This window comes from Herminiimonas sp. CN (genome assembly GCF_000622895.1).
In the GTDB taxonomy this organism is placed as follows: domain Bacteria; phylum Pseudomonadota; class Gammaproteobacteria; order Burkholderiales; family Burkholderiaceae_D; genus AVCC01.
Genome location: NZ_AVCC01000015.1, coordinates 1 through 17,981 on the forward strand (window position 1 = coordinate 1; position 17,981 = coordinate 17,981).

General features: G+C 52.2%; 19 protein-coding genes. 12 read left to right on the forward strand and 7 right to left on the reverse strand.

Annotated elements, in window-relative coordinates; genetic code table 11:
* Positions 1-193: 193 nt before the first annotated feature.
* Positions 194-868 (reverse strand): DNA repair protein RadC, encoded by a 675-nt coding sequence (gene radC, locus HMCN_RS0105245; RefSeq protein WP_025916388.1) that lies wholly within the window; start codon positions 866-868, stop codon positions 194-196.
* Positions 869-967: 99 nt separating this feature from the next.
* On the opposite strand from radC, the gene HMCN_RS0105250 reads away from it, so the two are divergent.
* The 6 genes from HMCN_RS0105250 (at position 968) to HMCN_RS0105275 (ending at position 6,542) form a co-directional block, all read left to right on the forward strand.
* Entirely contained in the window at positions 968-1,423 is a 456-nt protein-coding gene (locus tag HMCN_RS0105250) for a peptidylprolyl isomerase (protein WP_025916389.1), read from the forward strand.
* Entirely contained in the window at positions 1,423-2,358 is a 936-nt protein-coding gene (gene ispH / locus HMCN_RS0105255; protein ID WP_025916390.1) for a 4-hydroxy-3-methylbut-2-enyl diphosphate reductase, read from the forward strand. The genes HMCN_RS0105250 and ispH overlap by 1 nt, the downstream gene beginning before the upstream one ends.
* Before the next feature lie 521 nt (positions 2,359-2,879).
* Positions 2,880-3,809 carry a branched-chain amino acid ABC transporter permease gene (locus HMCN_RS0105260; RefSeq protein ID WP_025916391.1) on the forward strand — a complete coding sequence of 310 codons (930 nt, stop codon included), beginning with the start codon at positions 2,880-2,882 and terminating at the stop codon, positions 3,807-3,809.
* Between the two features lie 11 nt (positions 3,810-3,820).
* Positions 3,821-5,035 (forward strand): ABC transporter ATP-binding protein, encoded by a 1,215-nt coding sequence (locus HMCN_RS0105265; protein WP_025916392.1) that lies wholly within the window; start codon positions 3,821-3,823, stop codon positions 5,033-5,035.
* An 11-nt stretch (positions 5,036-5,046) separates the two neighbouring features.
* On the forward strand, positions 5,047-5,817 hold the full coding sequence (locus HMCN_RS0105270; RefSeq protein WP_025916393.1) for an ABC transporter ATP-binding protein: 771 nt from the start codon (positions 5,047-5,049) through the stop codon (positions 5,815-5,817).
* Positions 5,817-6,542 carry an ABC transporter ATP-binding protein gene (locus HMCN_RS0105275; RefSeq protein WP_025916394.1) on the forward strand — a complete coding sequence of 242 codons (726 nt, stop codon included), beginning with the start codon at positions 5,817-5,819 and terminating at the stop codon, positions 6,540-6,542. The genes HMCN_RS0105270 and HMCN_RS0105275 overlap by 1 nt, the downstream gene beginning before the upstream one ends.
* A gap of 92 nt (positions 6,543-6,634) precedes the next feature.
* On the opposite strand, the gene HMCN_RS0105280 is transcribed toward HMCN_RS0105275, so the two are convergent.
* Both HMCN_RS0105280 and phaP read right to left on the reverse strand, forming a co-directional pair.
* Positions 6,635-6,928, reverse strand: coding sequence for a YkvA family protein (locus tag HMCN_RS0105280; protein WP_025916395.1), 294 nt, complete (start codon positions 6,926-6,928; stop codon positions 6,635-6,637).
* A 241-nt stretch (positions 6,929-7,169) separates the two neighbouring features.
* Complete coding sequence (gene phaP, locus HMCN_RS0105285) at positions 7,170-7,733, reverse strand: TIGR01841 family phasin (protein ID WP_025916396.1); 564 nt, start codon at positions 7,731-7,733, stop codon at positions 7,170-7,172.
* Positions 7,734-8,369: 636 nt separating this feature from the next.
* Here phaP and HMCN_RS0105295 point away from each other — a divergent pair.
* From HMCN_RS0105295 to HMCN_RS0105315, 5 genes are all read left to right on the forward strand, one after another.
* Positions 8,370-9,824 (forward strand): site-specific integrase, encoded by a 1,455-nt coding sequence (locus HMCN_RS0105295; protein WP_035625948.1) that lies wholly within the window; start codon positions 8,370-8,372, stop codon positions 9,822-9,824.
* A gap of 23 nt (positions 9,825-9,847) precedes the next feature.
* Complete coding sequence (locus HMCN_RS0105300) at positions 9,848-10,348, forward strand: hypothetical protein (RefSeq protein ID WP_025916398.1); 501 nt, start codon at positions 9,848-9,850, stop codon at positions 10,346-10,348.
* A gap of 100 nt (positions 10,349-10,448) precedes the next feature.
* Positions 10,449-10,694, forward strand: coding sequence for an AlpA family transcriptional regulator (locus HMCN_RS0105305; RefSeq protein WP_025916399.1), 246 nt, complete (start codon positions 10,449-10,451; stop codon positions 10,692-10,694).
* Between the two features lie 11 nt (positions 10,695-10,705).
* Positions 10,706-13,141 carry a phage/plasmid primase, P4 family gene (locus HMCN_RS0105310; protein WP_035625944.1) on the forward strand — a complete coding sequence of 812 codons (2,436 nt, stop codon included), beginning with the start codon at positions 10,706-10,708 and terminating at the stop codon, positions 13,139-13,141.
* A 642-nt stretch (positions 13,142-13,783) separates the two neighbouring features.
* Positions 13,784-14,740 carry a hypothetical protein gene (locus HMCN_RS0105315; RefSeq protein ID WP_025916401.1) on the forward strand — a complete coding sequence of 319 codons (957 nt, stop codon included), beginning with the start codon at positions 13,784-13,786 and terminating at the stop codon, positions 14,738-14,740.
* 121 nt (positions 14,741-14,861) lie between these two features.
* On the opposite strand, the gene HMCN_RS0105320 is transcribed toward HMCN_RS0105315, so the two are convergent.
* Positions 14,862-15,206: a hypothetical protein gene (locus tag HMCN_RS0105320; protein WP_025916402.1), complete on the reverse strand. Its 345-nt coding sequence runs from the start codon at positions 15,204-15,206 to the stop codon at positions 14,862-14,864.
* 282 nt (positions 15,207-15,488) lie between these two features.
* On the opposite strand from HMCN_RS0105320, the gene HMCN_RS0105325 reads away from it, so the two are divergent.
* Positions 15,489-15,794 (forward strand): helix-turn-helix domain-containing protein, encoded by a 306-nt coding sequence (locus HMCN_RS0105325; protein WP_025916403.1) that lies wholly within the window; start codon positions 15,489-15,491, stop codon positions 15,792-15,794.
* A gap of 65 nt (positions 15,795-15,859) precedes the next feature.
* Here HMCN_RS0105325 and HMCN_RS0105330 read toward each other — a convergent pair whose 3' ends face one another.
* The 3 genes from HMCN_RS0105330 to HMCN_RS19135 all read right to left on the reverse strand — a co-directional run bounded on the left by HMCN_RS0105330 (position 15,860) and on the right by HMCN_RS19135 (position 17,981).
* Positions 15,860-16,828: a DUF2971 domain-containing protein gene (locus tag HMCN_RS0105330; RefSeq protein WP_025916404.1), complete on the reverse strand. Its 969-nt coding sequence runs from the start codon at positions 16,826-16,828 to the stop codon at positions 15,860-15,862.
* Between the two features lie 511 nt (positions 16,829-17,339).
* Positions 17,340-17,549: a hypothetical protein gene (locus HMCN_RS0105340; protein ID WP_025916406.1), complete on the reverse strand. Its 210-nt coding sequence runs from the start codon at positions 17,547-17,549 to the stop codon at positions 17,340-17,342.
* A gap of 216 nt (positions 17,550-17,765) precedes the next feature.
* Positions 17,766-17,981, reverse strand: a complete 216-nt coding sequence (locus HMCN_RS19135) for a hypothetical protein (protein WP_155837410.1) — start codon at positions 17,979-17,981, stop codon at positions 17,766-17,768.

Consider the following 17,981-nt stretch of genomic DNA (forward strand, 5'->3'; position numbering starts at 1 on the left):
TAAAATGTGTCATTTTTAATTTTATTATTTAACAATTGGAATGTGCCGGATTTGCATGTGCCCGCTGGATCCGTGTGAAACACCCTCCATTTCAATATACTGGTGCATGTATAAATTTAATTTCATTATATATGTCCCATAAGTTCAGTATTATTTTGCATACCCTATACTTTGTGCATCCGAGATGCGGCGGTTACAATTGCCCATGTTCCGCGAATGAGTGAATCTGGCGTCCGGCGACGATAAAGTGATCCAGTACCCGCACGTCCACCAGTTCCAGCGTTTGTTTGAGCGTGCGCGTGAGTAGATGATCGGCGGCGCTGGGTTCAGGCGTACCGGATGGATGGTTATGGGCCAGGATGATGGCTGCTGCATTGTGCGCCAGCGCAACTTTCACCACCTCGCGCGGATAGACGCTGGCATGCGTGAGCGTGCCGCGAAACAGTTCCTCGGAAGCAATCAGGCGATTTTTGACATCCAGAAACAACACCGCGAACGACTCGTATTGCTTGTTACCCAGCAGCAGCTGCAGATAGTGACGCACTGCTTGCGGCGAACCGAGCGCGACGCCGGCCTGCAGTTCTTCAGCCAGCGCACGTCTGGCCAGTTCCAGAACTGCCTGCAATTGTGCAAATTTGGCCGGCCCGAGGCCGTTGATGACGGAGAATTCGCTGATCCGGGCCGAAAATAGGCCATTCAGCGAGCCGAAATGTGCAATCATTTCGCGCCCCAGATCGACTGCACTTTTGCCGGCGACGCCGATGCGCAAGAAAACCGCGAGCAATTCGGCATCCGAGAGTTTTTGCGGCCCATGCTTGATCAACCGTTCGCGCGGGCGCTGATCTTCGGGCCAATCCGTAATCGCCATGTGGGGTTTCCTTGAACGGTCGGGTTTGTCTGCAGATGCGTTAGCAGTCATAAAGCTGGCTTACAATACCAGCTTCTTTTCAATTACCACGAGTTTCACATGTCCAGCACACTTACTCCAGTCGTCACCGACGCAGCTTACCTGACGTTGCACTATCGTTTGGCATCGATGGATGATCAGGATATTGTCACTACTTTCCAGGATAATCCTGCAACTTTGCAGTTGGGCAAGGGGCAGCTGGCACCGTTTCTCGAGTCCTGCCTGATCGGATTGCCGGAGGGCACGCATCAAACCTTTGCATTGTCGCCGGAGCAGGCGTTTGGCCCGCGCAACCCGGATTTGATCCAGCGCGTTTCGAAAGCGGCCCTGCAGGAAAACTCCCCCGAAGATGCGCAATATGCGATCGGCGACCTGGTGGAATTTGCGGCACCCGGCGGCGGGCGTTTTGCCGGTGTTTTGCGATCGATCGATGACGACGGCGCCTTGTTCGACTTCAATCACCCGCTGGCCGGGCAGTCACTGAAATTTGAAGTCAGAATTATTGGAATCATGTGATGGACGAGAAGGAAATTCTGCTGGCGCAGCCACGCGGTTTTTGCGCCGGCGTCGATCGCGCCATTGAAATCGTGGAGCGGGCGCTGCTGCAGTTCGGTGCGCCGATTTATGTGCGTCATGAAATCGTGCATAACGCTTATGTGGTGGAAGATTTGCGCGGCAAGGGAGCGATTTTCATCGAGGAGCTGGACGACGTACCGACCGGCAATATCGTGATTTTTTCCGCGCACGGCGTCTCCAGGGCGGTGCGTGAAGCGGCTACCGCACGCGGTCTGACTGTTTTTGATGCGACCTGTCCTTTGGTAACCAAGGTACACATGGAAGTGGCAAAAATGCGGCGCGAAGGGCGTGAAATTATCATGATCGGTCATCATGGACATCCCGAAGTGGAGGGCACGATGGGGCAAACCGAGCAGGGGATGCATCTGGTGGAAACCGTAGCCGATGTTGCCGCCCTTACTGTGCAAAGGCCGGACATGCTGGCCTATGTTTCGCAAACCACGCTTTCCGTGGATGATACGGCCGATATTATTGCCGCATTGCGCAACCGTTTTCCGCTTATCGTAGAGCCGAAGAGGGGCGATATTTGCTATGCCACCACCAACCGCCAGGAGGCGGTCAAATTCATGGCGCCGCAGGTTGATGTGGTGATTGTCGTCGGTAGTCCGAACAGTTCCAACTCGAATCGCCTGCGTGAAGTCGCCGAAAAGAAAGGCACCGTAGCGCACATGGTGGACAACGCTTCGCAAATCGACCCCGGCTGGCTGGCTGGCAAGAGACGGATCGGAGTAACTGCGGGCGCATCCGCTCCCGAAGTATTAGTACAGGCTGTAATCGACCGACTGACAGCGCTGGGAGCAAAGAACGTGAAGCATCTGGATGGCGTTAAAGAGCATGTTACCTTCCCGATGCCAAAAGGCCTGGGCAATCCGTGATCGGCAATGCCGTTGATTAAGTTTTGCGGAACTATGTTCAGGATAAGCTTGAATTTTCCATATATTGTTTATTGAATTTCTTATTATCATATCTACCGCACGAGAGCGGCTGTTTTTATCCGCACATCGTAATTGCAGTGTAATGTGCGGGTAGTGGAGTAGCATCAACGTAGTGCAAAATCTGCGCTGAAGTGGCCTGCTTTATTATCCAGGTTCTGTAAATCGCGCCCTACTAATTTGGATGCTCCCCAAAAGAGGGTGTTCAGATATTAAAAAAGCGTTTAGACCAAACGCAAGACAAGGAGACATATATGTACATTGGACACATCCTCAATGCCCCGGCAGTAGTGAAAAGGTTGATTGGATAAGCGGCAAAAAGCCTATTACGGCACCCAAGAGGTTTACTCCCGGGTGCCGTTTTTATTATTAGGAACGGTTTTTGCTGCAGTCGCACATAATGCTGCGATCGCCAGTAAACCGCAGAACAACTCAATTACGGTTTTCTAGGGGAGCTTGAATTTATGGATATTCTTATCCAACAAATCATTAACGGACTGGTACTCGGCAGCATGTATGCCCTGATCGCTCTTGGCTACACCATGGTGTATGGCGTTCTCAGTCTGATCAATTTCGCCCATGGCGAAGTATTGATGATTGGTGCAATGGTCGGCCTGACTGTTCTCAAGATGATTCAAACTGCAGCACCAGACATGCCGGGCATCTTCAAGCTGGTGATCGCAATTGCGGCCGCAATACCGGTGTGCGTGATTGTCAACGTATTGATTGAGCGCGTTGCTTATCGGCGCCTGCGCAATGCGCCGCGCCTGGCGCCACTGATTACCGCTATCGGTATCGGCATTCTGTTGCAGACTTTTGCCATGATGATATGGGGCCGCAGTCCGCTGCCTTTTCCGCAGGTGATGCCGAGCGAGCCGATTCATATCGGCGGTGCGCTGATCTCCCAAACCCAGGTCATGTTGCTGGCCTTGGCTGCTGTGGCAATGGTGGGTTTGGTCTTCTTGGTTGAAAAAACCAAGATGGGGCGTGCCATGCGCGCCACTTCGGAGAACCCGCGGGTGGCCGGCTTGATGGGTGTTGATGCCAATAAGGTCATTGTGGCCACATTCGCCATCGGTGCTGCGCTGGCGGCAGTAGCGGGTGTGATGTGGGGTGCCAATTACTCTTCGGCACAATTCGCGATGGGCTTCTTGCCGGGCTTGAAGGCATTTTCCGCAGCGGTGCTGGGCGGCATCGGCAATATCTACGGTGCGATGCTGGGCGGGATTCTGCTGGGCGTGATTGAAAGCCTGGGTGCCGGTTATATCGGCGATCTGACGGGCGGCTTCCTGGGCAGCCACTATCAGGATATTTTTGCTTTCATCGTGCTGATTATAGTATTGACATTGCGTCCGTCCGGGATCATGGGCGAACGCGTGGCTGATCGCGCTTAAAGGGGAACTTCATGGCACTTAACTTCGACCTCAAGAAGAATCCGACCAAGGCTTACATCAGCTTTGCCATCCTGGCTGTTGTTGCGATCGCATTTCCTTTTTTTGCCGCCAACTATGGTAATTCCTGGGTGCGCATCATTGATTTTGCGCTGCTCTACATCATGCTCGCGCTGGGCCTGAACATTGTGGTCGGCTTTGCCGGCTTGCTGGATCTGGGTTATATCGCTTTTTACGCGGTTGGCGCTTATACCACCGCCTTGCTGGCTTCGCCCCAGTTTGCGGTAGTGCTGGAATCGTTTGTGAACCAGTACCCGTCGGTCGGCAATTTTCTGATGACGGTATTCGGTCCTGAAATCGCGCAAAACGGCATCCATCTTTCGGTCTGGATGATTGTCCCGATTGCCGCAGCAGTGGCGGCATTTTTCGGCGCCTTGCTGGGTGCTCCCACGCTCAAGCTGCGCGGCGATTATCTGGCGATTGTGACCCTTGGCTTCGGCGAGATTATTCGTATTTTCCTCAATAACCTGAATGGACCGGTGAATATCACCAACGGGCCACAAGGCATCAACATGATTGAGCCGATCCGGATTTTCGGCGTTTCTCTGGCCGGTGAGGCTGGTTCGGTGGCAACGGTAAAAATCGGCAGTTTTTCTATGCCTTCGGTAAATGCCTACTATTTTCTGTTTCTGGCCTTGTGCATCATCATCGTCCTGATTACTTCCCGCCTGCAACACTCACGTCTTGGCCGTGCCTGGGTTGCCATTCGCGAAGATGAGATCGCTGCCAAAGCCATGGGCATTAATACCCGCAACATCAAGCTGCTGGCGTTCTCGATGGGTGCGTCTTTTGGCGGCATCTCGGGTTCGATGTTTGCGGCTTTTCAGGGCTTCGTTTCTCCGGAATCTTTTACCTTGATGGAGTCCATCATCATTTTGGCAATGGTGGTGCTGGGTGGCATGGGGCATATTCCGGGCGTGATACTGGGCAGCATCATTCTTGCAGCCTTGCCGGAAGTGTTGCGCCATGTGGTTGAGCCGGTTCAGAAGCTGCTGTTCGGCCATGTGATCATAGATGCTGAAATTCTGCGCCAATTGCTGTATGGCCTGGCCATGGTTCTGATCATGCTTAACCGTCCTGCCGGATTGTGGCCAGCGCCAAAGCACGAGGACAGGCCTGATGCGGATATCGATAAGCCAGGGCGTGCAACCGGCGTAGTTGCTGCATAAGGAGAACACTGATGAGCGAACAAATAATTTTAAAAATTGCCGGTGTTAACAAGCGTTTTGGCGGCTTGCAAGCCCTGTCGAATGTCAATATCAAGATTGCCAAGGGGCAGATCTATGGTTTGATTGGCCCTAACGGTGCCGGCAAGACCACTTTCTTCAACGTCATCACCGGCTTGTATCAGCCCGATACCGGCTCGTTTGAACTGGCTGGCAAGCCTTACTCCCCTTCTGCGCCGCATGAGGTAGCCAAGGCGGGAATTGCGCGCACGTTCCAGAATATCCGGCTCTTCAGCGAAATGACTGCACTCGAAAATGTCATGGTGGGGCGCCATGTACGTACCCATCAGGGTGTGCTGGGCGCGGTTTTGCGCCATAAGGCAGCGCGCAGGGAAGAGCAGGAAATCCGCGCCCGGGCCATGGAGTTGCTGGAGTTCGTCGGCATTGCGAAGTTTGCAGACCGTACTTCGCGTCATCTTTCTTATGGCGACCAGCGCCGCCTGGAAATTGCGCGTGCACTAGCTACTGATCCGCAATTGCTTGCTCTGGATGAACCGGCTGCCGGCATGAATGCAACCGAGAAGCTGGGTTTGCGTGAATTGCTGGTGAAAATCAAGGCCGAAGGCAAGACTATTCTGCTTATCGAGCACGATGTCAAACTGATGATGGGACTTTGTGATCGACTCACTGTGCTGGATTACGGCAAACCAATCGCAGAAGGACTTCCTGCGGAAATCCAGAAGAATCCAGCCGTTATCGAGGCGTATTTGGGAGGTGGCCATTAATGGTTGCAAATGTACTTAAAATCATCAATCTGAAAGTTGCCTACGGCGGCATTCAAGCTGTCAAGGGCATCGACCTTGAGGTCAATAAAGGCGAATTGATCACTCTGATCGGAGCCAATGGCGCCGGCAAGACCACCACCCTCAAGGCGATTACCGGCACCTTGCCCGCCTGCAAGGTGGAGGGTGACATGCATTACATGGGCGCCTCGATCAAGGGGAAGGAGTCGTTCAAGCTGGTCAGGAATAACTTGGCCATGGTACCGGAGGGCAGGGGCGTTTTTACCCGCATGAGCATCAAGGAAAACTTGATGATGGGAGCCTTTACCCGCAACGACAAGGCCGGTATCGAGGCCGATATCGACAAATGGTTTGGCGTATTTCCCCGCTTGAAAGAACGCGCATCGCAGATGGCAGGAACCCTGTCGGGCGGCGAGCAGCAAATGCTCGCGATGGCGCGCGCCTTGATGTCTCATCCCAATTTGTTGCTGCTCGATGAGCCGTCGATGGGGCTGTCACCGATCATGGTCGAGAAGATCTTTGAGGTGATCCGCAACGTATCGGCCCAGGGCATCACCATCCTGCTGGTGGAGCAAAATGCGAAGCTTGCCCTGCAGGCCGCGCATCGCGGTTATGTGATGGATTCCGGCTACATCACCATGAGCGGGGATGCAAAAGACATGCTGAACGACCCGAAAGTCAAGGAGGCTTATCTGGGCGAGGGATGATAGATGGTCGGTAATTCGCACCGGCCAATCAAAATGCCTTGCAAATAATTCTTGCAAGGCATTTTTTATTGACGACTCAGGGCGACATGAGCTTACTTTGCTTTTCCTGGACGGTATTTACAGCTGTTTTCAGCGGCTTGTCGGATATCCGCCGGCACTTTCCTGAGTAGCAATGGTATTCCGAAGGCAAGTAGCGTTGCATCATCTAACCAGCCCAATACCGGGATCAGATCGGGGATGACATCGAGCGGGCTGATAACGTATAACGCCAGCAAAATTGCGCCAATCTTGATGGTTGCCGGGGTTTCAGGCTGACGTAATGCATACCATAACAGCGCCGCATCGCGACCGCCTGCGTTTAGTAAAAAACGAATGCGGGATAGCATCTGGATCTCCTGAACATCATTTCCGAACAAACTGTCCGAACGCAATGCTTCGGCAGTGGCAGATCGCTAGAGTAGCGACTTTTGTGCTATTGCGTATTCTACGAGAACACAGTCTGGTTTGGCGATGGCGATGGCGATGGTGCTTAGGTATTGCCCATGCATAAAAAATGCCCCGTAACTACGGGGCATTTGGCAAGTGTGACTGGCACCAATCCGACTGGCGGTTGCCTGACTTGTGTAATTATTTCTTTGCGGCCCCGCTTGCCTTGCTGGTTGCCTCGGAAAATTTGCTCGCAGCGGTGTTGATGTTGGATTCCAGTGTTTCAACCGCTTGCTTCGTGGTTTTGGTCAGTTGCTCGTAACCGGCACTGGCGTTACCGATTGCTGTCTTAATCATGGCAACTACATTTTCAGAACCTGCAGGTGCGTTCTTTGTGACTTCCTCAATCAAGGACAGCACCTTGCGATTGGTTTCAGCAATTTGTGTTTCTGCAGTTTTGGTAAATTCAGCTTGCGCGGCTGATGCGATGCTTGCCAAATGGCGACCATATGCCAAAGCCTTTTCTGCAGTCGGCTTGGTTTGCGCGGTTGTCAAGGAGAAAAATTCCTGTGGATCTTTTGCGGATAGCAGTTGTTTTGCAGCAACGGTAGATTCTTCCAGCGATGCCTTGGCTGCATTCATGTTCAAATCAACAACTTTCTCAACACTTTCAAATGCTTTATTTGTCAGGGCCGTGATCATGGCGATTTGCGCTTCAAAGTTTGCTTTGGTGGCGCTGGAAAACTGTTCTGGGATTGTAAACATGGAAACCTCCTTGGGTTATACAGTATTGCTTAGCAGTACGGGATGAATTGTGCGTTGCAACAAATGCTATTGTAGGGGTTTACTAATATTAGTCAAGAATTTATTTGTGCATTGCACAAATAAATTTCAAGCAGGGCATTCGTCATTTGGATTTGTGCTTTTTGCCGAAAAAAAACAGCAATGTTGACGATCTCGCAGAAATTTATCGAACATACATGTTCATTGGAAACTTCAGCCGTCTGAATCATTTTGGCGCACCACTTCATGGTGCGAGGTGGCGCCGTTCGTGAAGACAGTATTTGGACTTTTAAGTGGAAACTCTGCCGGGTAGGGTAACGGTGGGGTACAAAGTGGGGTACAAAGCGGGTACAAGCTTACAAATGAAAATGCCTGTAAGTGACTGTTATCACTACAGGCCTTGTATTTATTGGTCGGGACGGAGTGATTCGAACACTCTACCCCTTGCACCCCATGAAGTTAAGGGATGGACTTACCTGAACATAAGCGGATCTCAGTGGACAATTATAACATTTAAAATCAATCAGTTAAGTAAGTTCAATCGTTCTGTCACGTCCGTTGACGTACGGCAATAGCCGTGTTACGGTGTACCCATCGGTGTACCCATTGGACATTCGCATGACACGTTACCCCCGACAAGGCAAAGGCCGCCGCTGGACCATCAAGGAGCTGGAAGCCATCCCGGCTGAGTGGAAAGGCGATGCATTAGGCGATGGGGACGGGCTGTTTGGTGATGTACGAGTGGCGGGCGACGGGAGCGTGTCTATCCCATTTCGCTATGGCTTCAAATGGGATGGCAAGAAATCGTGGCATTACTGCGGCGCATGGCCCACTGTTAGCCTAGAGGCCATTCGTGCCGAGCGCGACAGAGCGCGGACGCTGGTAAAAGACGGCGTGAAGCCGACCGACGCCAAACGCGCCGCCAAAATCGAAGCGCAAGCCAAGGTGGAGGCCACGATTGCTGAGGCCGCGCGCCAAGAAGCCGACAACCTACCAATTCGCGCGATGTTCGATGCCTGGATACAGGATGGAGTGGCGCGCGCGGACGGCAACGCCGAGTTGCGCCGCTGCTTCGAAAAGGACGTGCTGCCAATCATCGGCAATAAGCCCGTGCGCAATACGGCAGAGGGAGATTTGCGGGCCGTGCTACGCACCGTGGTAAAGCGAGGCGCTTACCGTATGGCCTCACGCCTTCATAGCGACTTGGTACAGATGTTCGCCTGGGCTGAGAAGCGCAAGCCGTGGCGCGCGCTCATGGCCGAGGGCAACCCCGCCGAGTTGGTCGAACTGGATAAGCTGCTGCCGCCTGGTCTGAATCCAGATGCAGAGCGTGAGCGTGTGCTGTCAGCCGATGAATTGCGCGAGCTGCACGATAGGCTGGACTGCATGGAGACGACCTATGCCGATGCCCCCGCTGGCACAAAGTACAGTGTGGATCGGCCACTGAAGAAGGAAACGCAACTCGCCCTTTGGATTTGCTTGGGCACGATGTGCCGCATCGGCGAATTACTCATGACACGCTGGGAGCATGTGAACCTGGTCTCAGGCGAATGGCTTGTGCCTCGTGAGAACACCAAGACCAAAGAGGAATGGAAAGTCTATCTCTCCTCCTTCGCGCTTCGCCAGTTCAAGGCGTTGCATACGCTGACGGGAGAAACGCAGTTCTGCTTCCCCGCGCGCACAGCAACAGGCGAAGCGCCCGCCCAGCATGTATGCGTTAAGAGTGTATCCAAGCAGATCGGCGACCGGCAAATGCAATTCAAGAACCGGAGCGGCCCACTCAAGAACCGCAAGCACGATAACTCATTGGTGCTGTCCGAGGGGAGGGCGGGTGCATGGACGCCGCACGACTTGCGCCGCACTGGAGCAACGATGATGCAGCAGCTTGGCGTGCTGCCCGATGTGATCGACCGCTGCCAAAACCATGTGCTGGCCGGTAGTCGTGTGCGCCGCGCGTATCTCCATTACGACTATGCGACCGAGAAGCGCGAAGCATGGGAGCGCCTTGGCGAGCGGATAGACATTCTGCTTAATAGCGCCAACGTGGTGCCGTTCCGAGGTAAGCAAACATGAAACAACCTCATTGAAGCGCGATTATGAAATTTCCAGCTGACTTGTGTGGTCTGACACTGAGTGACGTTGAAGGTCGCTCGGACGATTTAAGAATACTTGAATACTACGAGGCGATAGCAAATACCCCCACTGGCGTAAGCGAGGATCTGTCAGACGATCTGCAAATTCTTCTTCGACGCGAGCTTCAGGAATTCGTTTCTACTGGCCGCAGTAGTGACGTAGTTCGTGCGATGGTATGCGCAGTTTTAAATGCTTGCACTGTCCAACATGATGATACGACTAAAAGGAAACGAGCTAGTTTCGTGCTGCGTGCGACAGGGCTAACGGCGCAGCCGCGAACAATCGGCAAAAGTGAAGATTTGCAAGAAGTGGAGGAACTGTCGATTTGGTTGGACGACCGCCACGAGGCACTTCGAAGGGTTGCGAAGGCGACGATTAACGACCATGACGATGCGGACGGAGTAGATATAGAGAGGCGCTTACGAGATGCGTCCGTGCGAAGGAGGAAAAGCGACTCTGAGTAAAACGGCTAAGTCCGGACTTAGCGGAATGCACCTTTCTGCAAAATCCTAGAACATTCCTTCATCCCCGCATACGGCGGGGATTTTTCTGAAAGGGATGATTATGGATATTCGAATGTTGCGCCTTGGCGATGTGCTCGCCAAAACAGGTCTGTCCCGCACGGCCATGTATGACGATGCAGCCGTCGGTCTGTTCACTAAGCCAGTAAAGATCGGCGCTCGTGCGGCCGCTTGGCCAGCGCATGAGGTAGATGCCGTACTGCGTGCGCGGTTATCTGGCAAAAGCAATGAGCAGTTGCGGGCGCTTGTGAGAAGCCTTCATGCCGCTCGCATTGATGATGACCTGTAATGGAAGTGCCAATGGCTTCTCATCCCATTACGGTAACGCTTTTCCGCAGCGCTAAAGAAGCGCATGGTCGCAAAAAGATCATGAGCTACGACGAGTTGCACGACATGCTTGCATCCGCCGCACGTCTCCCCAACACGGAGAATGATAAGAAAGCGCAGGGCATGTTTTCCCCCGTGGAGTTTCAAGGCAATCACCGCAAGAACGATAACGTCCGGTCCGTACACGCTATCGTTATTGAACATGATGCTGGAACCATGTCGGTAAACGAGGCAGCTAAAGTGCTGGAGCGCTTGGGCTTGGTCGCAACAATTTATACTTCATTTAAGCACACCGCAGATAGCCCACGCTGGCGTGTCGTGCTGCCGCTGCATGCCCCTATCCAGGCTAAAGAACGTTTGGAATATGTGCAGGCATTGAACGGTGAATACGGCGGTGTTATTGCGCCCGAGTCGGAAACCGTCGGTCAGTGCTGGTTTTATGGCGGTTATGCAGAGGGTAGTCCTTTTGAATGCCGTCGAATCTATGGCGCACAAACTATCGACCAACTCGGATTGTTGGATCTGGCTGATCCCTTGCCATGCAAAGGTAAAGATGAGGGCAAGGACTCTCAGCCGCGTGACACCGATCCGATAGAAGCTCTGGCCCAAACCAATCTGGCATGGCCTGATGATGAGCTGCACAATCGTACACTGGACGATGCTCTTGCAGCAATCGGCATACCGCCGAAGAAGTATCCACCGTGGCGTGATCTCGTGTGGGCTGTTGCCGCAACGGGCCTGGCTTGCGCCAAGAAAAAAGCGCGCGCATGGTCGAAGCTCGATTCGGAAAATTACGACGAAGATAAATTTGACGAAGTTTGGAACAGTGACAATCAGAGCAGGCGCTCAACGATTGGCCCCGGTACGTTGATTAAGGCTGCAAAGGATACTGGCTGCTTTATCGATCCTCGCGTTAAGCCGGATGCCGCACGTCCCGATGGCAGCCACGAGGACAAAACTGACGTAGGCAACGTCAACCTGTTGGTACGCCTTGCTAATGGCAATTTGAAATTCATTAATGAAACGGGCGAGGGTTTGTATTGGAATGGCTCCACACATGAGCGCGGTGCGGCCGCCAATGCCGCGATTCACGGCCTCGCGTTAGCTGTTGGGGAGCATTGGCGAGAGTTGGCTGAGAACGCCGAGCGTCAGGCCGATAATGCCGGTGATAAGGAAGAACGCAAGCATTTGCTTAAAGTGGCTGAGGGGCATCGGGCATGGAGGCGGACATGCCGCAGCGCTAAAGCGATTACGTCAATGCAGGCTCTTGCCAAGAAAGACCCCCGCCTGAGTATCAGCATGTCGGCATTGGACAACAATCAAAATTTGATCGGCGTCGCAAATGGCGTTGTTGATCTAACGACGGCACAACTTCGTCACGTGGCGCGGGAAGATTACGTTACCCGACATTGCCCACTTCCGTATGACCCGAACGCCAAGGCATCGCGCTTCGACAAGCTGATCGAAGAAATCACAGGCGCGCCCGATGGGAAAGGCTATACCTCTCGCCCAGAGCTTGCAGCATACGTGTTGCGCTTTCTCGGCTACTGCCTTACCGGGCATACCCGCAGCCAGGTCATGGGGATATTTACAGGCCCCGGTGCGAATGGGAAGAATATCTTGTTGGACTTGGTGCAAACGGTTATGGGGCGCTATGCAATGTCTCTCACGCCGGAAGTCTTGATGTCAACCTCACTCAACAGCGATGGCGAACGAGCGCAGCCGTTTCTCGCATCATTGGCAGGTGTGCGCTTGGCGATAGCGTCCGAATCGAAGGATGGACAAAAACTAAACGAAGCGATGGTGAAACGCCATACTGGCGGAGGATTCATCACGGCGCGAGGTTTGCACCAAGACCCATTTCAATTCTTGGTTTCTCACAAGCTGGTCCTGATGACAAATGCCTTACCCGCAATCCAACACCTTGACGACGCTATGCGGGGCCGCCTGCATATCGTGCCTTTCGACAGGGCATGGAACCGTCCCGGTCATCCAGACCCGGACCCCGATTTGCCTGAAGGCGATCCGAACTTGGCTGACGAGTTGCGCGCGGAAGCGGTAGGCGTATTCACTAGGCTGGTGCTGGGTGCCAAGGAGTACCACGAGAAGGGACTTGCCCCGCCCGATGTGGTGAAGGAGCGGACGCTAGCATATTTGTCCGAGCAGGGGCATTTGGGAGCATGGCTTCCGAGTATGGACCGCGTACCAGCAAAAGAAGGAAAGTCTCTGTCCGATCTATTTGAATGCTTCATGAAGTGGTGCGCAAGCATGGGCTATAAACGCCCGACACCGGGGACCGAGAGGTCGTTTGCTCATTCGCTTAGTGCGACGGGTATCGACAAGGTACATACCCGGTCCGGTGCGCGCTACGGACTTGCTTCATTCGATAGAACGCAGGACGACTTGTGACGGTGTGACGGTTTGTGATGGCTTTTCTCTTTTTCTCTCTCTTGCCCCCCCAAAAATTAATATATATAGGGTTAAAGCTGGAAATAGCCTCACAGACTGTCACAGCGTCACAGTTCGTATCATCACCTCGGACAAGCCCTCATTCTGGCATGCATGCGGAAATCCGAGTAAGTGCATGGAGAATCAAAAAAGGGAACTGCTAGCGTTGAATTTTAAGTTGCTGTCTTGATGGGTTTCTGAGAGGAAGCTCGGAAACCGAGGCTCAGCATCCCCGCGCAGCCTATGGAATTGGCCTCTTACGTCATCACCGTTATCGTCTTTCGATATTGTTGGTGCTATGAAAGGCTCAGAAATTTTGTGGGAAACGGGGCTCAGCGCGCCCCTGTGAAGCAAACGCCGGCAGGAAGTACCTTTTGACCTTGTGCAGACCGACCACCGCCGAACTACCCACAATGTAGTTAAGTGCGATATGTCCTGACGGCCAAAATCGCGAAATCGTAAATCCGTAAATCCGTAAATCCGTAAATCCGTAAATCCGTAAATCCGTGAACATCGTGAAACCAGCCCTATGTGCCAAACGCGCCCATATGGAGATTTAAGCAAACATGCACCAAGCCCTCAGTCATCCAATAGGAGTAAAAAATGAGTGATAGCAATAAATTACAACACATCGCGGAGCAAATTAGTGCCACCAATAACCGTCTTTCCAAACTGGCCGAGCCAATAGCCATGTTAGACAAAGAAATTGCTGCATTAAGAGAGCACATTGCAGTTCTGAACGAAGGCATCGCTTCGCGGGACTGGACACTAACCGGCAGCCGGCCAAAAAATTGTCAGGAGTCGCATACTGTTGCCCAACAAGTACGGGATCAACTTCACGCCGAACATCGACAGACCAGCAGCAGCTTGCACAAACTTCAAGCAACGCTTGTACCGCTGAGCCGAGAGCATGCCGAATTGAGAAATGAACTTCGGCGCTTGGAAAAAGCCGCTATAACTCCTTATCACCTACAATCTGAAATTATCAGGCATGAGGCTGAACTGCTGGATGCGCAAGGTAAGTGGAAAAAATTTGCCTCCACGCTACAACAGGCCATCAAACTTCGGGATCAGGCCGACACAGCCGAGCGCAACGAATTAGCAGCGGCTAATAAACTGAGCGAGGCGCAAAAGGATTCGTTCCTCGCCTTGCCTGATGAAACTAGCGGCGCGGCTGAAATCATTGCGAAAATCGAGGTTGCGATGACCTTAGCACGCGATAAAGCAACCGCCGCTCGTGCTGCCCGACCAACAATCATTGCACGGATAGAGAGTGCCACAGCCGCTCTCGCATCATGCGATGAAGATATGGCGATGCTTCAGCACACCATAGAAAAGAAACGAAACTACCAACGCAAGCTGATCGCATACGGCGAATGGGACAAACTCATTGAACAAATCCACCTCGCCACCCGAAATTTGCTGGACGCTGACCCGACCGCTGGCCGTGCACTTGCAAACGCCCTAGCCTATGACGGATTACGAGCTTTCGACGGAGATGGTCGTCTGTGCCGCCCCGATTGGCTAAATGGCGGTTCAAAGGGGCTTATGAGCGCATAGATCCGTATACAACCTAACCGCGCATCGGTGGATTTTGGAGTAGCCGATTGCGGACATCCAGCCCGGCCGCGCACCGGGTTTTTTTGTATATGGAGCAGCCCGACAAGCTGAGAGAACGGAACTATTTGATTTTCTCGACGTCTTTTTTAAACCTGTTCAACTGTTCTTGATAGGCGTTATATACAGCGTTGTTTACGTTGAGGAACATGCGATTAACCTGCCCCCCAGGCATTTGAGTAGAGACGGCAATATTAGAAACTATCTTTACGCGCCCAGGAAGCTGATTTATAAAATATTTCAGCTCATACTTTGGCGGAGTGCTATAAGCGTTTCCCAATGCGACCGTCGTTAAGGCCGCATTAAATGAGCCACTAGAATCCACTTGGGAAAAAAACAGCATGCTGTCAGACTCCTGCTCTAAGCTCCAGCCAGTTTCGGAATTTTTCAGAAGGATATAGTCCTTCACCGATTTTTATCTGTAGCTGAAATCTCAATCTCAGGCCAACCGGATACGGTTTGCGTAATTTTCGCAGGCTGGGTGGCACACGCACTCAGAAGCGCAACAAAGATGAAGGCAAAAATTTTATTCATGGTTTGATGACTATTCATTTAGCAGTAAAAGGGCGGCATGCCACCTCAAACCACTAAGCAGTCTGGTGATGCTTAGAGGCAATGTACGTCATACTAAGGATTTTTTAGTGTGAGCGCAATATATTCCTAAGACTATCTTAGCCTTTGGGCGCTAAGAATGTCTGTCTTTGCTAAGAGATTAAAGGAAGCGAGAAAGATCGCCGGGCTATCCCAAGAGAAGCTTGGTGTCGCGGCTGGCATAGATGAAATGTCAGCAAGTGCGCGAATGAACCAATACGAGCGAGGAAAGCATGACCCGGACTATCTAACGGTCACGAGGATTGCTAAGGTTTTGAATGTACCTGAAGGCTATTTTTACACCGTGGACGACGTTGCCGCTTGGTTGGCCGTGATTTTTCATCGCGCATCGCAAAGTGACAAAGAGGTGCTGATCGAAGCAGCGCGATCAATCAGCGAACTCTAGCACTTTAACTGTAGTAGCTCAGACTTGACCTGACACATTGCGTCAGACGTCCGGCAGCCCGGTTGTCAAGATAATATTGTTGAGTCATCGGTTGGATATTCCTCTGCCCACAACTCGCCGTACGGCCGAAATTCCAAGCCATAGCACTTTGTGGAGATCCGTGTAGTAAAAGCATTTATGCTAGGGTTCAGTAAACGAGCCTTGCTGACAATCTCCTCCCCGAACGCTGGGTCTGTTCTACAGCCGACGTAGATCGAAGTAAACGCATCACCGGAAATTTCGACTAATTGGGCGTTGATATCGTATTGCTTGTGGTCTCCAGTCGGATCTCCGTCATGCGAGCGTAATGCGCGCCATTCGCGCTCGTAACTCCAATGTGCGCTCTTCGTGAACATCATCGTCTTAATGATGTCCGGGCCACGTGTCATTGCAACATGTTGGCGACCGAGGAAGCTGTCGGCCATGAGCTTTGCATCCTCGTTGACCGGGTAATCGCTTCGATACTCGACTGGACCAACGAACTTAAACGCCTGCCCTCCCTTCGCGGGGTCAATACCTAGCGCGATCCCTTGGTGGTTGGACGCGTAGTGAGACCACATCAGGATTTGATCGTGCGTCTCTGAAAGACATAGTGCGCCCATAATTTTGGATAGGCGTAAATGAACCACCTTCGTGTGTGGCGAGGGTGTTCGGATGATCTTTTTCTCGGCCATCATGCGCCCCATCCACTTCGCAAACAGTTGCGGGGTCATATCGTCAAAGCGACCTTCCTGGTAAAGACGTACAAGATCGCAAACACGATTCGTTCCCGAAATAGTCTCCTTGTTTTGAATAACCTCCAAGATTGAACAGCAGAGCTGATAGCCGAACTCCATCTCGTCAAAGCGCGCATACGGATATGTACGGAGCTCAAATGGATCGTTGAATTCGATCAGTGGCGAAAAGCGCAATTTTCCATTGGACAGGACGCGCAAGGCGTTTTCCGGGGATAGATATTTGTACAGCAGGGTGCCTGCAGGGGAGAGCAGTTGCATGACGGGTCTCGACAGGTTGACCCCATATTTTACACGTAGAAACTGTGCTCAATATGGTGACCCCAAGGCTTTGATCGCCGCCTGCGGCGCGCGAACCGGCTCATTAATTCGCTCATGGGCCGATGGAGATCGGGGGCTTGACGACAGATGACTTCGGGCTGTCTCCTCGATTCAGCACTAGTACAGGCCGTGAATAACTCTAACCCATCTGACAGTATGTGTCAGGTCAAGTCTGAGCTACTGCACTTCAGAACAGGAAAAGGCGGATAAACAATCCAAGGATTAACTATACATAGCTAGTTTAAGCCTTGAAGTCGCGCACCAGGTCACCTATGTAAACGGCATGCACTTCGTACCGCCCGCGATCGTTCTCGATCGCACCATATCGTTCCCAATTCTCGCTAGTGAACGAATGAAGTTCAACGGCATTCAAACGGAGTGACTCCGCGATGGAATCAGTGGTTGTATATCCGTCTTTCCCCTTCTTCGTCATGACCGTATTCCTCGACGATTAAGCGCCTGGTCGAACGGCAGGTTGCAAGGTCACAAATGCAGTGATGGAGGTGCTCTCCAGCGCGACAGCCATATCATTGACAAGAAGCGCTGCTGGTTCTGCCAAATTGACAGAACGGACGCGCTTGATGGCACCGGCACCATCGTGCCACCACACGTCGCCCATTTTTACTCGCGTAGCCAATGCTTCGATCTCGCTATTTGTCATCGTCACTTTCCTTTTTCATTCCATGCTCGTTCAATTGCCCAGATGAGTTCGTTTAAATCTGGACCAATGGTAGTTACTTGCTCCCGACTGGCTAAACTGATGGTGTACTTACGATTGCTGCCTTCGACAGTAAAAATAATGTCGTTACCCTATTTTGTATATTTGACCTTACTGCCACTAATGTCAGCACTTTTTGCCATTGATTTCTTTTCCGTCCTATCGATTCCTCAATGGTTTGCCAATGGCATGCAGATCCCACATCACGTCGTCCGGGACGCTCAACTCATTCCCATTTTGAACAACCCATCCTTTTTCAACGAGCAGCTTGGCTTCCTCAAGCAACTCTGCATGAGCAGGCGCATTAAAATGCTTGAGTCCGAAAACCTTCTGCAGCGTGTAATGTTCGTCATCGGTGATGCTATTAATGCTCAT

Coding starts and splice junctions, on each gene's coding strand:
- radC (WP_025916388.1), bottom strand. CDS start 868: ATGGCGATTACGGATTGGCCCGAAGATCAGCGCCCGCGCGAACGGTTG.
- HMCN_RS0105250 (WP_025916389.1), top strand. CDS start 968: ATGTCCAGCACACTTACTCCAGTCGTCACCGACGCAGCTTACCTGACG.
- ispH (WP_025916390.1), top strand. CDS start 1,423: ATGGACGAGAAGGAAATTCTGCTGGCGCAGCCACGCGGTTTTTGCGCC.
- HMCN_RS0105260 (WP_025916391.1), top strand. CDS start 2,880: ATGGATATTCTTATCCAACAAATCATTAACGGACTGGTACTCGGCAGC.
- HMCN_RS0105265 (WP_025916392.1), top strand. CDS start 3,821: ATGGCACTTAACTTCGACCTCAAGAAGAATCCGACCAAGGCTTACATC.
- HMCN_RS0105270 (WP_025916393.1), top strand. CDS start 5,047: ATGAGCGAACAAATAATTTTAAAAATTGCCGGTGTTAACAAGCGTTTT.
- HMCN_RS0105275 (WP_025916394.1), top strand. CDS start 5,817: ATGGTTGCAAATGTACTTAAAATCATCAATCTGAAAGTTGCCTACGGC.
- HMCN_RS0105280 (WP_025916395.1), bottom strand. CDS start 6,928: ATGCTATCCCGCATTCGTTTTTTACTAAACGCAGGCGGTCGCGATGCG.
- phaP (WP_025916396.1), bottom strand. CDS start 7,733: ATGTTTACAATCCCAGAACAGTTTTCCAGCGCCACCAAAGCAAACTTT.
- HMCN_RS0105295 (WP_035625948.1), top strand. CDS start 8,370: ATGACACGTTACCCCCGACAAGGCAAAGGCCGCCGCTGGACCATCAAG.
- HMCN_RS0105300 (WP_025916398.1), top strand. CDS start 9,848: ATGAAATTTCCAGCTGACTTGTGTGGTCTGACACTGAGTGACGTTGAA.
- HMCN_RS0105305 (WP_025916399.1), top strand. CDS start 10,449: ATGGATATTCGAATGTTGCGCCTTGGCGATGTGCTCGCCAAAACAGGT.
- HMCN_RS0105310 (WP_035625944.1), top strand. CDS start 10,706: ATGGCTTCTCATCCCATTACGGTAACGCTTTTCCGCAGCGCTAAAGAA.
- HMCN_RS0105315 (WP_025916401.1), top strand. CDS start 13,784: ATGAGTGATAGCAATAAATTACAACACATCGCGGAGCAAATTAGTGCC.
- HMCN_RS0105325 (WP_025916403.1), top strand. CDS start 15,489: ATGTCTGTCTTTGCTAAGAGATTAAAGGAAGCGAGAAAGATCGCCGGG.
- HMCN_RS0105330 (WP_025916404.1), bottom strand. CDS start 16,828: ATGCAACTGCTCTCCCCTGCAGGCACCCTGCTGTACAAATATCTATCC.
- HMCN_RS0105340 (WP_025916406.1), bottom strand. CDS start 17,549: ATGACAAATAGCGAGATCGAAGCATTGGCTACGCGAGTAAAAATGGGC.
- HMCN_RS19135 (WP_155837410.1), bottom strand. CDS start 17,981: ATGAGCATTAATAGCATCACCGATGACGAACATTACACGCTGCAGAAG.